Below are 17,028 nucleotides of genomic sequence, written 5' to 3' on the forward strand. Positions count from 1 at the left end.
TCCCCCGAGGAGCCCGGTGATCGTCCGTCCGGGGCCGCCCACGTGCCCCCCGGTCGCCGGCATGTCGCGGGCGCTGCCCAGCCCCCTGCGCTGTGCTGCGCTCGCGCCGACCCCAGCCGGGGCGGAGCTGCCACGGGACACTCCCCAGTGATCCCCCGTGGCAGCGCCGCCCCGTCCGGAGCCGGTGCCGGCTCCGGCAGGGTCAGCGGTGCGCGACCGCGTCCGCCGTCCGACGGCGCCGCGCCAGCGCGCCGCCCGCCAGCATCAGCAGCAGGGCCAGGCCCAGCAGCCGCACGTCGGCACCCGTCGTCGGCAACGCGGCACTCGTGCCCGCCGCCGACGCCTGCACCAGACCGTCCGACGTCAGCACGCCGTCCGGCGTGCCCGCCGCCGCGACCGGACCACCCAGCGGGTCCGTCGAGCCGTCAGCCCCGTCGCCGGTCCCGTCATCCGTGCCGTTCCCCGTGCCGTCACCAGGGTTGGTGCCATCACCAGGGTCCGTGCCGTCCGTGCCGTCACCGGGGTCGTCCGTGCCGTCACCGGGGTCCGTCGGGTCCGTCGGGTCCGTCGGGTCCGTCGGGTCCGTGGGATCCGTGGGATCCGTGGGATCCGTGGGATCGGTCGGGTCGACGGACGTCGCGCCGTCCTCGAGGACGTCGTCCACGAGGCCGTCCTCCGCGAGGAGGTCGTCGGTGACCGCACCGAGGTCGCCCTCGAGCAGGTCGTTCGCCGTGTCGTTGACGTCCTCCACGACGTGCTCGACGAGCTCGTCCGTCACGCCCTCCTGCGGCTCGTCGGCACCGATGACGTCGTCCACGACGCCGTCCTCGCCGGCGATCCCGTCGACCGTGTCCTCGACGAGGTCTCCGGTCCCCAGCAGGTCGTCCACCGCACCGGTGGAGTCCACGACGTCGTTCAGCACCGGGTCGAGGCCCTGGTCCTCCAGCACGTCGTCGACCAGACCGTCCTCCGCGGTCAGGTCGTCCACGACGCCCGGCAGGTCGCCGGCCGTCACCGAGTCGAGCGTCGAGTCGACGTCGTCCACCACGGCCTCCACGACGCCGTCGGTCACGCCCTCCTGCGGCTCGTCGGCACCGACGACGTCGTCCACGACGCCGCCCTCACCGAGCAGCCCGTCGACCGTGTCCTCGACGAGGTCGCCGGTCCCCAGCAGGTCGTCCACCACCCCGGTGGAGTCCACGACGTCGTTGAGCACCGGGTCGAGACCCCGGTCCTCCAGCACGTCGTCGACCAGGCCATCGTCGGCGGTCACTCCGTCGACCACCCCGTCGAGGTCGCCCTCGGTCAGGTCGCCGACGGTCTGCCCCGCGTCGTCCAGCACGGCATCGACCAGTCCGTCGGTCACGCCGTCCTGCGGTGCATCCGGCCCGACGACGTCGTCCACGATGCCGTCCTCACCGAGCACGCCGTCCACCGTGTCCTGCACCAGCGAACCGGTGCCGGCCGTGTCGTCGACGGTGCCCGCCAGGTCCGAGACCTGACCGACCACGTCGTCCACCGCGGTGTCGACGCCGCCGTCCTCGAGCACGTCGTCGACGAGGCCGTCGTCCGTGACGACACCGTCGATCGCGCCCGGCAGGTCGCCGGCCGTCACCGAGCCCAGCGTCGAGTCGACGTCGTCCACCACGGCCTCCACGAGACCGTCCGTGACGCCGTCCTGGGGCCCGTCGGCACCCAGCACGTCGTCGAGGACGCCGTCCTCGCCGGCGATCCCGTCGACCGTGTCCTCGACGAGGTCGCCGGTCCCCAGCAGGTCGTCCACCGCACCGGTGGAGTCCACGACGTCGTTCAGCACCGGGTCGAGGCCCTGGTCCTCCAGCACGTCGTCGACCAGACCGTCCTCCGCGGTCAGGTCGTCCACGACGCCCGGCAGGTCGCCGGCCGTCACCGAGTCCAGCGTCGCGTCGACGTCGTCCACGACCGCCTCGACCACGCCGTCCGTGACACCCGAGCTGGCCTCGTCCGGGCCGACGACGTCGTCCACCAGCCCGTCAGGTCCGGCCAGCGAGGTCACCGTCGACCGCAGCAGCGACGGGGTGCCCAGCAGGTCGTCCACCGCACCGGCCGTGTCCGCCACCGTGGTGATCAGCTCGTCCACCGTGCCGTCCAGCCCCGGCAGCGCGCCGGTCAGGTCGCCCAGATCGCCGGTGCCGAGGTCACCGAGGTCACCGAGGTCACCGAGGTCACCGAGGTCACCGAGGTCACCGAGGTCACCGACGATGCTGCCCGCCGCGCCGTCCTCCAGCGCGTCGTCCAGCACCCCGTCATCAGCGACGACCGAGTCGACGACACCGTTCAGGTGACCCGTGACGACCTCGCCGAGCGTGGCGTCGACATCGTCGAGGAGGTGCTCCACGACCTCGTCCGTCACGCCGTTCTCGGGCTCGTCGGCGCCGACGACGTCGTCGACCACGCCATCCTCACCGACCAGGCCGTCATCGCCGACCAGTCCGTCGACGGTCCCCTGCAGGACCGGACCCGTGCCCAGCGCGGCGTCAGCGGACCCGGCCACGTCGGAGACCGCGCCCAGCGCGTCGTCCACCGTGCCGTCCACCGTCGCCCCGATGCCGCCCAGGTCATCGAGGCCACCGAGACCGGCACCGGGCAGGCCGTCACCGGCACCGGGCAGCCCCGGCACCTCGGGCAGAGCGCCCACGACATCAGTCAGCCCGCCGAGGCCATCGGCCCCGGGAAGCGACCCCAGATCGCCGAGCCCATCGAGACCACCCAGACCGCCGAGGTCACCGAGGCCACCGGGGAGGCCGACGGCCGTGTCACCCTCGAGCACGTCGTCGACGAGCCCGTCGTCGCCACCGACGGAGTCGACGACGCCGTCCAGGTCGCCGGCGGTCACGCCGTCGAGCGTGGTGTCGACGTCCTCGCGCACGTGCTCCACGAGCTCGTCGGAAAGGCCGTCCTGGGGCTCGTCGGCACCGAGGACGTCGTCCACGACACCTCCGTCACCCACGATGCCGCCGTCACCCACGATGCCGTCGACGACCCCGCCGAAGGCATCGTGCACGGCGCCGGTCGCCGCGTCGACGGTGTCGCCGACCTGGTCGAGGGCCGCGTCGACGCCCTGGTCCTCCCGCGCGTCGTCGACGACCCCGCCGTCGGCGGTCACGTCGTCCACCACGCCGTCGACGTCACCGGCGGCGAGGTGCCCCACGCCCTGGTCGACGTCGTCGCCCACGTGCTCGACGACCTGGTCGGAGAGGCCCTTCTCGGGCTCGTCGGCGCCGAGGACGTCGTCCACGACCCCGCCGTCGCCCGTGACGCCCTCGACGCTGTCGCGCACCGCCGAGTCCGTGCCGAGCACGTCGTCAGCGGCGCCGGCCACGTCCGAGGCACCGTCCGAGGCGCCGTCGCCGGCCGAGTCCACCGCCGCGCCGACCTCGCCGACGGACGCGTTCGCGCCGCCGGTCGTCCCGTCGTCGTCGGGGGGCGTGGCCGGGTCGGCCGTGCCGCCGCCCGAACCTCCGCCGCCCGCGGCGTCCGGCGTGTCCTCGATCGCGTCGTCGACGACGCCACCCTGGCCCGCGACGTCGTCGACGACGCCCTTGACGTCGCCGGACTGCACGTCGTCCGCGGTCTGGTGGACGTCCTCGGCGACGGCGTCCACGAGGTCGTCCGTGGCGGTCGCGGACTCCTCGTCCGGGCCCACGACGTCGTCGACCGCGCCGTCCTCGCCGGCGACGGCGTCGACGACGTCCTCGACACCGTCCGTGTCGACCTTCGGCAGGTCGACCGGCGTGTCGAGCGACGCGTCGTTCGTCTCCTCGGAGACCTCGCTGAGGTGGAGGTCGACCGAGGTGTCTTCTCCGACGGTGACGTCGACGACGTCACCGTCCGCGGCATGGGCCATCCCGGCCCCGGCGACCACGAGGCCGCCCGCGACGAGCGCGGTTCTCACCGCTCGCCGGACATACGTATGCATGATCCGCTCCTGACTGACGTGGTGCGCGGGTGGCGGACGCCGCCCGCGGTCGCGGTCGCGCACCAGGGCGCGACGCGGCCACGTCAGGCAGGAGAGACGGGGATGTCGAGAGAGACCGCCGGGAGGCGGTCGAGCCGGTCGGCCGTCGGGGCCGTCCAGCTGTGCGCGCTGACGTGCGCGCGGCCCACGAGGTCGGCGGCGGCGTCCCCGCCGGACGACCCGCGGGTGGTCGAGAGGGAGCCTGCGCCGGCGGCGGCCACGGCGGGCGCCGCTGGTGCGGCCGGCGCGGGCTCGTGGTTCGTCGAGGTCGCGGCCCAGGAGGTGGCGGAGGTCGCGTCGGCGACGTCGGCCGGGGTGGCAAGGACCGGTGCCGGGGCGGTCGCCGTGGCGTCCGCGGCGTCGGTCGACGGGATGGTCGACGCGTCCGACGACGCCGCTGCCCTGAGCGCGGGCGCGGCCTCGGCGGGCTTGGTCTCGACAGACGTGGCCGACGCCACCGGGGCGGCCGACGAGTCCTGCCCGAGCACCGGGGCGAGCCCCGCATCGAGCACCGGCTCGACGGCGGGAGCAGTGGCCTCGGCGACCGGGTCGACGACCGGCGCGAGCACACCGCCCACCGGCTCGACGACCGGGCTCAGCGCATCGACGACGGGAGCGGCGGTGTCCAGGACCGGGTCGAGCACGGGCTTCAGCGAGCCGGTCACGGGCTTCACGAGCCCGACGACGGGGTCGAGCACCGGGTCCAGCGTCCGCACGACCGGTGCGACGACCGCGCCCAGCCCGTCCGTGACGGGGGCGAGCGGAGCGGTCACGTCGTGCACCACCTGCCCGACCGGTTCGAGCACGGGCGACGCCGCCTCCGCCACCGGGGACAAGACGTCCGCGACCGTGCCCGTCAGGGGCTCGAGCGTCTCACCGACGGGGGTCGTGACGTCCTCGACGACGTGCGCCACCGGGTCGACGACCGGAGCCAGCGGCGTGACGACACCTTCGACGATCTTCCCGACCGGCGCCGTCACCGCGCCCAGCGGCTCCACCGCCCGCTCGATCACGGAGTCGGACTTCGCGGAGCCGGACTTCGCGGAGCCGGACTTCGCCGGGTCGGCGGCATTCTCGGACTTCGCCGACGTCGCGGGCTTCGCGGCCGCGACGGGCTCCGCGGCGTCGGACTTCGCGGCGTCCGGGTCCTTCGCGGGCTCTGCGTCAGCGGCTTCGGCCTTCTCGGCCTCGACGGCTTCGGGGTCCTCCGCCTTCGCGGGCTGCTGGGCGTTCGCGGGCGGCTCGGACATTGCTGGCTTCGTCGTCGCGCCGGTGGCGCGCTCGACGGCCTTCTCCACGGGGGCGACGACGTCGTCGTGCACCGCCTGGCGCACGGGTTCGACGGTGTCCCGAACGGGGGCGACGACCTTCTCGACCGTGTCGCGCAGCGGGTGCGCCCGGGGAGCCTCGTCCTCGGCGGCGGGCTTCGCGGGCTCGTGCGCACGCGCGGGCCCCTTCGCGTCGTCCTTGCTCGGTCCGTCCCCGCCGTGCCCGACGACGGAGCGGACGACCGACGCGACCGCGCCGTCGTCCCGGCCGCCGTCGTCGGCGGACGCGGTGCCCGCGACCGCGACGCTCAGCGCGGCGGCACCGAGCAGGCCGGCCGCGACGGCCGCGGCGCGCGCGAACCAGCGGCGGCGTGCTGCCGCCGGCGCTCGGTCCACGCTGCGTGCCACTCGGCCCCCTTCGGATGCCACGCGAACGATGCCACTCGAAGCCACGAGCACGAGCCCGTGACTCACGTCACACCATGACGCCCGAGCAACGGTCATGCAACAAGAGCACCCCGGAATTCACCCGCGGGCTCCTGCCCGGGTCAGGAGACGGAGGTGCCGAACAGCAGGCCCAGCGCATACGTGACGGCGGCCGCGCCGAAGCCGATGGCGAGCTGGCGCAGCGCGCGTGACCACGGCGACGTGCCGGAGAGCAGACCGGTGATCGCGCCCGTGATCAGCAGCGACACCCCGACGAGCGCGGACGCGACGAAGATCGCCTGGCCGCCGGTGAGGCCGAGCAGGTACGGCAGCACGGGGATCAGCGCGCCCGACGCGAAGAAGCAGAAGCTGGAGATCGCGGCGCCCCACGCGGTGCCGTGGGTCTCGAGGTCGTCGTCCGCCTCGGCCTCCCCACCAGCAGCAGCGGCGGCGGGTTCGGCGTTCTCGTCGTGCAGCACCTCGGGCGCCAGGGTCCCGGTCGCGGCCAGCCCGGCGAGCACCCGGTCGGCGCGCCCCTGCGCCTCGTCGGCGGCCATGCCGCGGGCACGGTAGACGAGGGCGAGCTCGTTGGCGTCGACGTCGAGGTGCGGCAGCGCGCCGGCGCTCTTCGGGTCCGGGGTGGATGCCTCGAGCAGCTCGCGCTGCGAGCGCACGGAGACGAACTCGCCCGCACCCATGGAGAGCGCGCCGGCCAGGAGGCCGGCAACTCCGGTGAGGAGCACGGTCTGCGACGAGACGCCGGACGCGCCGATGCCGAGCACGAGGGCGAGGTTGGAGACGAGGCCGTCGTTGGCGCCGAAGACGGCGGCGCGGAACGTGCCGGACATCCGGTTGCGGCCCCGGGTGGCGAGCGCGCGCACGACCTCCTCGTGGATCTGCTCGTCGGCGGCCATCGTGGCGGTGGCGAACTCCTCGCTGTCGTACGTCGAGCGGGCCTCGGCGCGCTGCGCGAGCGCCAGCACGAAGACGCCGCCGAACCGGCGCGCGAAGACGCCGAGCATGCGGGTCCGCAGGTCGCCGCGCAGCGGCTTCCCGACGTCGTCGCCCAGCAGGTCGAGCCAGTGCTGCTCGTGCCGCTTCTCCGCGTCGGCGAGGGCGAGCAGGACGGCGCGCTCCTCGCCGGTGCGGCGGCTGGCGAGGTCGCGGTAGGTCGCCGCCTCGGCCCGCTCGTCGGCGAGGTAGCGGCGCCAGCGGCGCAGGTCCGCGGGGCGCCGGGAGGCAGGGTCGGGTGCGGGCTGGTCGTCTCCAGGTTGGTCGCGCTCGGGCATGCCGGGCATGGCGGGGCCGTCGGTCATGCCGTCATGATCGCCGCTGGAGGGCGGCCGTGGGTTCCGGGCGGAGCCGCCGCCACTTCCGGGGCCGCACGCCGGAGTTTTCGGACGTCCGCAGCCTGCGGCGGCCCGCCGGGGTGTGGACGCGCACTCGAGTGTCACCGGCTCGGGGCACAATAGGGGCGGCGTCCGGGGTCGGCCGGGCGCAGCCCGTGGTCGGCCATGAGGGGCGACCGCGAGCTCGACACCAGGGGCTCGGACACTGGGGGACTCCGGCGTGATCATTGTCAGCACTGACGGCTCGTGCCTCCGCAATCCCGGGGGCGCGATCGGCTGGGCGTGGATCGCCCACGAGGGCGGCCGCTTCGACTCCGGCGGCGCCGCGTCCGGGACCAACCAGATCGCGGAGCTCACCGCTCTGCTCCGCGCGATCGAGGCGCACCCGGGGGACGAACCGCTCCTCATCGAGTCGGACTCGCAGTACGCGATCCGGTGCGCGTCCGAGTGGATCCACGGGTGGAAGCGCAAGGGCTGGCGCACGGCGTCCGGCGGGCCCGTGAAGAACCTGGACCTGATCCGGTCGATCGACGACGCGATCACCGACCGCAAGGGACCCGTCCGGTTCCGGTGGGTGCGCGGGCACGTCGGCAACCCGTTCAACGAGCGGGCCGACCAGCTCGCCGGCCTCGCCGCGCAGGACTGGGCCGCGGGACGCGGGAGCGTGGACGAGCTGCTCGTCATGGCCGAGGAGCAGCGCGAGACTCTCGAGCGCCCCGCCGCACGGCCGGCGCGGGACGCGGAGCCGGTCGGAGCCCGCAGCGACACCGGCTGGGAGCTCGGAACTCTCTTTGACTAGCACGAGCGCGACCAGCACGACCGCGACAGGCCTGGGTGCGACAGGCCTGGGTGCGACAGGCCCGGGTGCGACAGGCCTGGGTGCGACAGGCCCGGGCGCGACCGACACGATGGCGCCGCTCCCGACGACCACCGCCGACGTCACGGTCGAGCACGTCTCGGACCGGCCGCTCGACCTCACCCTGACGCTCGCGCCGCTGCAGCACGGCGTCGGGGACCCGACGTTCCGCCGCTCCCCCGACGGCGCGCTGTGGCGCACCACGCTGGTGCGCACCGGGCCTGTCACGCAGCGCTTCGTCCCGACGGGCGACCGCTCCGTCGTCGTGCAGCAGTGGGGGCCCGGCGCGCGCGAGGCCGCCGACGCGGTCCCCCGGTTGCTCGGCGAGGACGACGACGCGTCCGCGTTCATCCCGCCGCCGCAGGCGCGGGACGCCGCACGGCGCACGCCCGGGCTGCGGATGTGCCGCAGTGGGCGGGTGCTGGAGGCGCTGGTGCCCGCCGTCCTCGAGCAGAAGGTGCAGGTCGTCACGGCTCACCGCGCGTGGCGGTGGCTGGTGACCCGGCACGGCTCCCCCGCGCCCGGGCCCGCACCCGACGGGATGCGGGTGGTGCCGTCCGCGCGGGAGTGGGCGGCCGTGCCGACGTGGGACTGGCACCGTGCGGGGGTCGACCCCCGTCGTGCGGCGACGGCCGTGCGCTGCGCGCAGGTGGCGGCACGGCTCGAGGACGCGAGCGCGCTGCCCGGCGACGAGGCGCGGGCGCGGCTCGAGAAGGTGCCGGGCGTCGGGCGCTGGACGTCGGCGGAGGTGGCGCAGCGCGCCTTCGGGGATGCGGATGCCGTCTCCGTGGGCGACTTCCACCTCGCGGGCGCCGTCGGCTGGGCGCTCACCGGCGAGCGGACCGACGACGAGGGGATGCTGCGCCTCCTCGCGCCCTACGCCCCGCACCGGCACCGCGTGGTGCGACTGCTGTTCCTCGAGCGCCGGCCGCAGGCCCCGCGCCGGGGCCCGCGGCTGTCGATCGCGGACTACCGCACCTTCTGACGACCGCGCCTACTGACGACCGCGCCTACCGACGACCGCGCCTACTGACTACCGCGCCTACTGACTACCGCGCGTTCTGGGCTGCGATCACTCCGGCAGGCTGCACACGCCGTCGACGCACACCGCGCCGTCGTCGCCGAGCATCTGCAGGCCGAGCAGCTGCAGCGGGCGTTCGTCCCCGCCGTGGTGGGGGGCGGCCGCCTCGGCCGCGCTGACGGACATCAGCGTGGTGCGGCGCGGGTTGGCGATCGAGCGGTACGAGCTCTCGGTGGCGTCGTTCATGTTTCTCCTCCAACGGAACCACGGCCGCGGCATGCCGGGCGGGGTGGGCCCGAGACCGCGGCGCCCGCGACGGTGCGGGCTGGCCTCGATTCTCGGTGATACTGCGTCTCACGGCCAGGGCTGGCGGTGTGAGATGCGCCTCGTGGCAGCGCCGTCAGGCCGCGTCGCCCTCGGCGAGCACCTGGTCGAGCACCTGGACGAAGACGTCCGGGTCCTGCGCGCCGGAGACGCCGTAGCGGCCCCCGAGCACGAAGAACGGGACGCCGTTGATGCCGTACGCGCGGGCGCGGGCGATGTCGTCGGCGACGGCCTCGGCGTACGTGCCGGCGTTGAGCGCGACGACCACGGCCTCGCGCTCCAGCCCGACCTCCGCGGCGAGATCCGCGAGGTCCTCGACGTGGCCGACGTGCTCACCCTCGGTGAAATACGCCTTCAGCAGGCGCTCCTTCATCTCCTCCTGCTTGCCGAACGCCTTCGCGAGGTGCAGCAGCTCGTGGGCCTTGAGGGTCTTGGTGTGCCGCACCTGGTCCATGCGGTAGGTGAGCCCCTCGGCGGCCGCGAGGGCGGTCACCTGGTCCTGCATCTGTTGGGCGGTCTCCAGGGGGATCCCCTTGTGGTCCGCGAGGAACTCGGTCGCCGTGCCGTCGAAGTCGACGGGGGTGTCGGGCGAGAGCTCGAATGAGTGGTACTCGACCTCCACCTCGGGGGCGGCGCCGTCACGCTCCGCCATCCGCTGCAGCGCGGACTCGAAGCGGCGCTTGCCGATGTAGCACCAGGGGCACGCGACGTCCGACCAGACGTCGACCTTCAGCGGGGAGTTCTCGGTGGTGGTCACGTACGCACGAACGCCCCGCCGCGGGAAGGGATTCCCGGGGCGGGGCGTGTCGTGCGTCGCAGGCGCCTCTGAGCTACGGCGCGTCAGTTCAGCGGTGCGGCACCGTTCGACGCGGCCTTCGCGCCGCCGTCGGACGTGGGCAGCTGCCCGCCGGCGATGCCCGCGATGAGCTGCTGGATGTCCACGCCGGTGAGCTGCTTGACCACGCCCTGGCCCTCACCGAGCACGGACGCCACGGTCTTGGTCACCGCGGACGCGCCGTCGGTCGAGATCACCGTCATGCCCTGGATGGAGCCGATCGGCTCCGCCGCGGCGCGGACGATCTCGGGCAGGCGCTCGATGAGCTCCTGGACGAGGGCGGCCTCGCCGTACTTCTTGAGCGCCTCCGCCTTGGCGTCGGTCGCGACGGCTTCGGCGCGGCCCTCGGCCTCGACCGCGAAGGCCTTCGCCTCCCCCTCGGCCTTGATGCCCTCGGCGAGCGCGATCTGCCGGTCGCGCTCGGCCTCGCCGGCGCGGCGCACCGCGGCGGCGGACGCCTCGGCGTCCTGGATCGCGGCCGTCTTGTTCGCCTCGGCGATGGTGGTGCGCTTGAACGCGTCCGCCTCGGTGGCCGCGTTCGCGGCGTCACGGCGGGCCGTGGCCTCCTGGACCTCGGCGTACGCCTTGGCCTCGGCGGGCTTGCGGACCTCGATGTCGAGGCGCTCCTGCGTCACGCGGGCCTGCTCGGCCAGCGCCTCGCGCTCCTGCTGCGCCACGAGCCGGTCCTGCTCGGCGCGTGCGAGCTGGCCCGCAGCCTCCGCCTCGGCGTTCGCGCGGTCCGTGTCGGCCTTGATGGCCGCCTTCTTGAGGTCGAGCGCCTTCTGCCGCTCGGCGATCTGCTCTGCCGCCTCGATCACGGCGAACTCGGACACCCGGCGCGCCTCGGCCTCGGAGACCTCCGCGACCTGCAGGGCGCGGGCGCCCTCGGCGCGGCCCAGGTTGGCGAGGTACTCCGACCCGGGCGTCGAGATGTCGGAGATGTTGAGCAGGTCGACCTGCAGGCCCTGCTCCGCGAGGTCCGTCTTCGTGGACTCGACGACCCGGTCCGACAGGCCCTTGCGGTCGGAGATGATCTGCTCGATCGTCATGTCGCCGACGATGGAGCGCAGCGAGCCCTCGAGCGACTCCTTGATGATCTCGGTGAGCATCTCCTGCTGGGACAGGAAGCGCTGCGCCGCGCGGCGCACGCCCTCGTCGTCGCCGCGCACCTTGAAGTTGATCGACGCCTTGATGGCGATCTTGATGCGGTTCTTGTCGACGCCCTCGACGGTGATGCCGATCTGGCGCTGCTCCAGCGAGATCGCGAAGCCCTGCTGCAGGATCGGCCAGACGAACGTGCGGCCGCCAATGACGACCCGCTGGCTCTGGGCCGCGGACTCCTTCTTGCCGGCCCCGCGGCCGACGATGACGAGGGCCTGGTTCGGCGGCACCCGGCGGATGCGCTGGGCGACGAAGATGCCCACCGCGAGGAACGCCACCACGAGGGCGAGCACCGCGATCGTGGTGATGAAGCTGCTGTCGGACGAGTCGAACATGGTGCGCGCCGGAGCGCGTCTCCTTCCGGTCGGGGGGAGAGGTCAGGGGGCCTGCGGGCCGGGGACCCCGACACGCACGGTGGAGCCGGAGTGCTCGAGCACCACGACGCGGGAGCCCGCGGCGATCGGTTCGTCGGAGCGGGCGAGGCGGCGCTCGAGCTCGCTCGGGACGTCGAGGGAGACCTCGCCCGACGTCGCCGTCACGTCGGTCGTCGCCGTGCCGTGCGCGCCCACCAGCGAGACCGCGACGCCGTCGTCGCTCGACGCCAGCCGCCGCACGAGCGCCTGCGCGAGGAGGACGGCCAGCAGCCCGACGACGGCGGACGCCACGTACGCGACCCAGGGCGCGAGGTCGTTCGCCGTGACGATCGTGCCCACGGCGCCGAAGACCACCGCGCCCACGCCGAGCGACGTGCCCGAGAGCATGCCGTCGCCGAGGTCGACGAGCTCGCCGACGAGGAGCGAGATCAGCAGCAGGAGCATCCCTGCGGCGCCGATGAGGACGAAGACGAGCACGCGATCTCCCGTGTCGATGAACAGGCGGTGTCGATGAACAGGCGGTGGCGGTGAGCGGCCGGTTTTGCCAGGTGATGAAGATGTGATGGTCGTGTGACGGCGGCGCCACTCTAGCGAACTCTGGGAGGCTGCTGAACAGCCGGTCCACAGGGTCCTTCCGGGTGCCCGGCGGGCGCCGCTGCGCGATGCTCGGGGCATGCCTCTCGCGCCGAGCAAGGACCCCCAGCTGGTGCTGCTGCGCCACGGCGAGACGGAGTGGAGCGTCAGCGGCCAGCACACCGGCCGCACCGACATCCCCCTCACGCCGGCCGGCGAGGAGCAGGCCCGCACCGCCGGTCGCGCCCTGGCCGGCATCCCGTTCGCCGCCGTGTTCGCGTCGCCGCTCGAGCGGGCCCGCCGCACCGCCGCGATCGCCGGCCACCCGGACGCCGTCGTCGACCCCGACCTCGCCGAGTGGGACTACGGGCCCGTCGACGGCCGGTCGAGCGCCGACGTCACCGCCCTCCTCGGGCACGACTTCCAGATCTTCGACGACGGCGTACGCGTCCTGCCGCCCGACCCCGAGCACGGCGACGGACGGCCCGGCGAGCTGCTGGAGGACGTCGCCGCGCGCGCCCGGCGCTTCGTGGGGCGGGCAGACGCCACCCTGCAGGACGGCGGCAACGTGCTGGCCGTCGCACACGGGCACCTGCTGCGCGTGCTGGCGACCGCGTGGCTCGGCATCGACCCGCGGTTCGGCTCCCGCCTGGAGCTCGGCACCGCCGCGATCTGCCAGCTCGGCTACGGGCACGACCTGCGGACCATCGAGGGCTGGAACCTGCCGCCGCACGTCTGATCCCGGTCCGACCGACGTCCGACCAGCCCGAGGGCGGTGCGCCGTCTGGCAGCATGTGCGCCATGGCGCTGAACGAGGACGACCTCATCGACGGCGAGCACGTCGTCATGGAGCTGCACGAGCACCCGAAGGCCGTGGTCTGGCCGTTCCTGCTCCTGCTGGTGCTGCTGGTGGGCGCCGCGTTCTCGTTCGTCGTCGAGATGCCCGACGTCGCGCGCTGGGTCGTGCTCGGCCTGCTGGTCGTCGTCGCCGTCGTGTGGGTGCTGGTGCCGTGGCTGAAGTGGCGCACCACGTCGTGGACCGTCACGACCAAGCGGATCGCCATGCGCTCCGGGATCGTCACCCGCGTGGGCCGCGACATCCCGCTCTACCGGATCAACGACATCGCGCTCGAGAAGGACCTCCTGGACCGGATGCTCGGCTGCGGCACCCTGCAGGTCTCCGACGCCACCGAGAAGGCCGGGATGGTGCTGCGCGACGTGCCGCGCGTCGACCGCGTGCAGGTGCAGCTCCAGGAGCTGCTGCACTCCGCCGACGACGGCTCGGACGACGGCGAGTGGCCCCCGTCCGAGCCGACGCGCGGCCGGCGCCGCTGAGCACTAGCGGCTGAGAACTACTTGCCGCGCGGCAGCGGCAGCGGCTCCATCCACTGGTCGTCGGCCGTGAGGTCGATGCCGAACTCCGACGCGAACCGCATCGTCGTGTCCACGAGCACGCCGTCCACCGACTCGTCGAGCCGGTACACGCGCGCCCCGCGCAGGCGGTTGCGCTCCGCGCCGCTCAGCCCGTACGTGCCGAAGCCCGTGTTGCCGGAGTAGCCGAGCAGGACGCCGTAGTAGTTCCCCGAGTACGTGTTCACGTGGTCGTGCCCGCAGAACACGCCGCGCACGTCGCCGCGGTGCTGGATCGCGGAGAACAGCCCCGAGTTGAACGGGCCGGGGCACTCCTCCTCGTTGCGCTCCCCCACGATCTGGTGGCGCGCGACGCCGCGCTCGTGGTCCGCGGCGGTGCGGCCGTCCACCGAGCCGAACCACATGAACCGGTACTCCCACAGGGGGATGTGGATGAACATCAGCGACGGGATCGCGCGGCGGTGGCGCCTCTCCAGCTCGACCGACGTGCGGTAGTACCAGTCCACCTGGTCCATGCGCACCCAGTCCCACGTCGGGTAGCCGGTGAGGTTCTGGCCCGCGATGGTGCTGGGCGCGTACCGGCCCGAGTCGAGCAGCCACACGTTGAACGCCGGCTTCCCGTCCGTGCCGTCGATCAGCAGGTGCGAGTTGCCCTGCCCCGTGACGCCCTTCGCCGTCGGGCCGTTCACGTTGTACCGGTACGAGCGGTAGAACGCGAGCATCTGCGCCTCGTCCACCCCGCTGGTCGGCGTCGAGTCCTCGTCGTGGTTGCCGAACGTGATCGCCCAGGGGATCTGCCGCTCCTCCATCGGCTGCACCACGTTGTTCATCGCCTGGCGCATCTCGAGCGGGGTGTCACAGCCGCCCGTGATGTTGTCGCCGTTGAGGATCACCAGGTCCGGCCGCTCGTCGTCGAGCACCGCGCGCATCAGCTCCAGCGTGCGGCGGTCGATCTTCTCGTCGTCCTGCGTGTCGTTGAACTGCACGATCGTGTACGTGCCGTCCTTGCGGAACCGCAGCTTCGGTGCCCCTGCACCGGCCGCCCCGGCACCGGCCGCCGCCGACGTGGCCCCGGCGACGGAACCCGCCACCACCGAGCCCGCCGCGCCCAGTCCCGTCATGGTCATGAACGTACGGCGGCCCAGGCCGGACCGCTCCTCTGCATCCCGCACGTCGGTCGTCGGCACGTCGGTCGTCGGCACGTCGGTCGACGGCACTTCAGGCGGGCGTCCGATCGAGTTCTCGTTCGCGTCTTCGCTCATGACCCGGAACGTAGGAGCCCGGCGCGACGGCGAGCAGGCCGCCCGATGAACCCTCCGTGCACAGATCCGGAACACGACCGCACCCGAAGACGGCGGCCCTCGACCATGCCCGCCGATCCTGCCGGATGACGCTGGCCGTTGCCGCCCCCGCGGGCACTCAGAACGGCGGTGGCCCGTCGTCCCTCGGCGCTCGACGCCTGCCCGGGTCGCGCTGCTGGTCCGGGTCGCGCTGCTGGTCCGGGTCGCGGTGCTGGTCCGGATCATGGCGCGGGTCGTGCCGCACGGGGTCGCGCCCGAACTGGTGCCCTGTCGGTGCGGTCCACGTCGTGGCACCCGACGCCGGGTCCCGGAACACCTCCCAGCCGCCGACCGTCTTGGCGCGGTGATGAGTGCGGCACAGCGCGTGGAGGTTCGCGCCATGGGTCTGCGGACCGGTACATGCCGGGTCGAACGGGTCGACGTGGTCCAGGTCGGAGGACGCGGCAGGCACCTGGCAGCCGGGGAACGTGCACGTGACGTCGCGCGCCACGACCGCCGCCCGCAACGCCTCGCTCGGCCGGTACGACCGCGAGGACACGTCCGTGAGCACGCCGCTCCCCGGGTCGGTGAACAGCCGCTGCCACACCGCGTCCGGATCGGCCGCGAGGGCGCGAGCCATCGACGCCGGGATCGGGCCGTGGCCGGCGAGGATCGCAGGCAGGTCGTCGGAGCCGAGCAGCGTCGACGCCGCGACGGAGACGCGCACCGTGCCCCGCCGTCGCGCACGGGACGGCGCCCCGGGCACCGACCCGCCCTCCGTGTCCCCGCAGCCCGCGACGACGTGACCCGGGGTGACCCGGCCCGGGGCGACCTGCCCCGCGGCACCCTGCCCAGTAGCACCCTGCCCAGTAGCGCCCTGTCCGTCGGGGCCCTGGCCGTCGGCGCCCTGGCCGTCGGCGCCCTGGCCGTCGGCGCCCTGGCCGTCGGCGCCCTGGCCGTTGGCGATCCTTCCCGAGGTGACCTGACCAGTGACGAGGGCGACGAGCGCGTCGGCGCGGCACTCCGCGAGGCGCCGGGACTCGCCGGGCGCGCGGCGCATCGCCAGCGCCAGGTCGTCGACCTCGGCGAACGCGCGCGCCGCGTCGTCCGCGGGCAGGTACGCGGTGAGGTACGCCATGGCGTCGTCCACGGGCTCGAACCGCACGAACCGTTCGGCCCGCGCCGCACGACGACGCTCGTCGGCGCCGCCCGGGTCCACCGCGATCTCCGCCCGGCGCATCCGCGCGCGGATCTGCGGCACGGTGAGCCGCTCGACGTCGGGGAGCACGGTCGCGACCGCCTCACGCCGGAGGTCGTCCGGGAGCCGTCCCGCCTCGACGAGCGCCTCCGCCTTGCGACGGTCCACGACCCCGGCCGCGAGCGCGCCCGCCACCTCCGGCAGCCGGGCGGTCCCGTGCGCCACCGTCACGAGCTGCGCGGCGCCGCGACGGGTGGTCCCCAGCCGAGCCGCGACGGCGTCCGCCACGAACTCGTGCCGCGACGACCCGCGGGTGCGCTCCAGCATCTCCGCCAGGACCCGCGCCGAACCCGCCTGAGCCCACGACGCCACCCGCTCCCACGCGGCCAGCACCTCGAGGATCGTGAAGTCGTCCAGGTCCGCCTCGTCCACGGACTCCAGCAGCGCGGCCAGGTCCGGCCCGGGGGCCATGTCGTCGAGCGCCGCGAGCAACGGACGACCGGCGCGAGCACGCTCGGCACCCTCCGCCCGCGGACCGCCGGACGGCGCCGGGCCTCGACCGGCGTCGACGGGACGACGTTCGACATCGACCGGACGCCGTTCGGCGCGATCGACGAGGTCTGCGCCCGGCCCGTGGCCTGCCACCCGCCCGCGGTCCGAAACCTGCACGCGGTCCGCACCCCGCTCACGGCCCGCACCGCGTTGGTGGTCTGCACCGCGCTGGTGGTCTGCACCGCGCTCGGCGCCGCCACCCTGCTCGACACCGCCCTCGCACCCGAGCTCGAGCACCGCACGTGCCGGCGCCCAGCGCAGGCCGACGCCCCCGAGGTCGGCCGCACCGCCGACATCGGCCAGGCCGTCGACATGGACGAGACCGCCGACCAGACCGGCGAGCTCCCGTTCGAGGACCGTCGCGGGGGCCCCCCCCCCGGGCCGGGGCGGCGGGGGGGGGGGGGGCGGGGGGCGCCGGGGGCCGGGCGCGGCCGCGGCCCCGG

At 74.3% G+C, this 17,028-nt stretch carries 14 protein-coding genes; 5 read left to right on the top strand and 9 right to left on the bottom strand.

Annotated features, from left to right (window positions below; genetic code table 11):
- Window positions 1-202 precede the first annotated feature (202 nt).
- The 3 genes from ACFWDO_RS03255 to ACFWDO_RS03265 all read right to left on the bottom strand — a co-directional run bounded on the left by ACFWDO_RS03255 (window position 203) and on the right by ACFWDO_RS03265 (window position 7,007).
- Window positions 203-3,934 (bottom strand): hypothetical protein, encoded by a 3,732-nt coding sequence (locus ACFWDO_RS03255; RefSeq protein ID WP_380346788.1) that lies wholly within the window; start codon window positions 3,932-3,934, stop codon window positions 203-205.
- Between the two features lie 107 nt (window positions 3,935-4,041).
- Window positions 4,042-5,673, bottom strand: coding sequence for a hypothetical protein (locus ACFWDO_RS03260; RefSeq protein ID WP_380317471.1), 1,632 nt, complete (start codon window positions 5,671-5,673; stop codon window positions 4,042-4,044).
- A gap of 140 nt (window positions 5,674-5,813) precedes the next feature.
- Window positions 5,814-7,007: a VIT1/CCC1 transporter family protein gene (locus tag ACFWDO_RS03265; RefSeq protein ID WP_380317469.1), complete on the bottom strand. Its 1,194-nt coding sequence runs from the start codon at window positions 7,005-7,007 to the stop codon at window positions 5,814-5,816.
- 253 nt (window positions 7,008-7,260) lie between these two features.
- Here ACFWDO_RS03265 and ACFWDO_RS03270 point away from each other — a divergent pair, with 253 nt between their 5' ends.
- Window positions 7,261-7,839, top strand: a complete 579-nt coding sequence (locus ACFWDO_RS03270; protein ID WP_380317466.1) for a ribonuclease H — start codon at window positions 7,261-7,263, stop codon at window positions 7,837-7,839.
- A gap of 109 nt (window positions 7,840-7,948) precedes the next feature.
- Window positions 7,949-8,881: a DNA-3-methyladenine glycosylase family protein gene (locus ACFWDO_RS03275; RefSeq protein WP_380317463.1), complete on the top strand. Its 933-nt coding sequence runs from the start codon at window positions 7,949-7,951 to the stop codon at window positions 8,879-8,881.
- Between the two features lie 87 nt (window positions 8,882-8,968).
- On the opposite strand, the gene ACFWDO_RS03280 is transcribed toward ACFWDO_RS03275, so the two are convergent.
- The 4 genes from ACFWDO_RS03280 to ACFWDO_RS03295 all read right to left on the bottom strand — a co-directional run bounded on the left by ACFWDO_RS03280 (window position 8,969) and on the right by ACFWDO_RS03295 (window position 12,088).
- Window positions 8,969-9,163, bottom strand: a complete 195-nt coding sequence (locus ACFWDO_RS03280) for a hypothetical protein (protein WP_380317460.1) — start codon at window positions 9,161-9,163, stop codon at window positions 8,969-8,971.
- Between the two features lie 154 nt (window positions 9,164-9,317).
- A complete protein-coding gene (locus ACFWDO_RS03285; RefSeq protein WP_380317458.1) occupies window positions 9,318-9,998 on the bottom strand; it encodes a DsbA family protein in 681 nt (226 codons plus the stop codon).
- Window positions 9,999-10,081: 83 nt separating this feature from the next.
- Window positions 10,082-11,572, bottom strand: coding sequence for a flotillin family protein (locus tag ACFWDO_RS03290; RefSeq protein WP_380317455.1), 1,491 nt, complete (start codon window positions 11,570-11,572; stop codon window positions 10,082-10,084).
- 42 nt (window positions 11,573-11,614) lie between these two features.
- Window positions 11,615-12,088: an NfeD family protein gene (locus ACFWDO_RS03295; RefSeq protein ID WP_380317452.1), complete on the bottom strand. Its 474-nt coding sequence runs from the start codon at window positions 12,086-12,088 to the stop codon at window positions 11,615-11,617.
- Between the two features lie 196 nt (window positions 12,089-12,284).
- On the opposite strand from ACFWDO_RS03295, the gene ACFWDO_RS03300 reads away from it, so the two are divergent.
- A complete protein-coding gene (locus ACFWDO_RS03300; RefSeq protein WP_380317450.1) occupies window positions 12,285-12,923 on the top strand; it encodes a histidine phosphatase family protein in 639 nt (212 codons plus the stop codon).
- A 62-nt stretch (window positions 12,924-12,985) separates the two neighbouring features.
- Entirely contained in the window at window positions 12,986-13,519 is a 534-nt protein-coding gene (locus tag ACFWDO_RS03305; protein ID WP_380317447.1) for a PH domain-containing protein, read from the top strand.
- A gap of 17 nt (window positions 13,520-13,536) precedes the next feature.
- Here ACFWDO_RS03305 and ACFWDO_RS03310 read toward each other — a convergent pair whose 3' ends face one another.
- Entirely contained in the window at window positions 13,537-14,817 is a 1,281-nt protein-coding gene (locus tag ACFWDO_RS03310) for a metallophosphoesterase family protein (RefSeq protein ID WP_380317444.1), read from the bottom strand.
- A 157-nt stretch (window positions 14,818-14,974) separates the two neighbouring features.
- Complete coding sequence (locus tag ACFWDO_RS03315; RefSeq protein WP_380317441.1) at window positions 14,975-16,525, bottom strand: DUF222 domain-containing protein; 1,551 nt, start codon at window positions 16,523-16,525, stop codon at window positions 14,975-14,977.
- A 141-nt stretch (window positions 16,526-16,666) separates the two neighbouring features.
- Here ACFWDO_RS03315 and ACFWDO_RS03320 point away from each other — a divergent pair.
- Window positions 16,667-17,028: hypothetical protein (locus ACFWDO_RS03320; RefSeq protein WP_380346790.1), on the top strand; the 362-nt coding region annotated here is incomplete at its 3' end.

Source organism: Isoptericola sp. NPDC060185 (assembly GCF_042728595.1).
Lineage (GTDB): Bacteria > Actinomycetota > Actinomycetes > Actinomycetales > Cellulomonadaceae > Isoptericola.

Excerpts from the sequence above, each read along its gene's own strand:
- ACFWDO_RS03290 (WP_380317455.1), bottom strand. The coding sequence starts at position 11,572 with ATGTTCGACTCGTCCGACAGCAGCTTCATCACCACGATCGCGGTGCTC.
- ACFWDO_RS03305 (WP_380317447.1), top strand. The coding sequence starts at position 12,986 with ATGGCGCTGAACGAGGACGACCTCATCGACGGCGAGCACGTCGTCATG.
- ACFWDO_RS03265 (WP_380317469.1), bottom strand. The coding sequence starts at position 7,007 with ATGACCGACGGCCCCGCCATGCCCGGCATGCCCGAGCGCGACCAACCT.
- ACFWDO_RS03310 (WP_380317444.1), bottom strand. The coding sequence starts at position 14,817 with ATGAGCGAAGACGCGAACGAGAACTCGATCGGACGCCCGCCTGAAGTG.
- ACFWDO_RS03300 (WP_380317450.1), top strand. The coding sequence starts at position 12,285 with ATGCCTCTCGCGCCGAGCAAGGACCCCCAGCTGGTGCTGCTGCGCCAC.
- ACFWDO_RS03275 (WP_380317463.1), top strand. The coding sequence starts at position 7,949 with ATGGCGCCGCTCCCGACGACCACCGCCGACGTCACGGTCGAGCACGTC.
- ACFWDO_RS03280 (WP_380317460.1), bottom strand. The coding sequence starts at position 9,163 with ATGAACGACGCCACCGAGAGCTCGTACCGCTCGATCGCCAACCCGCGC.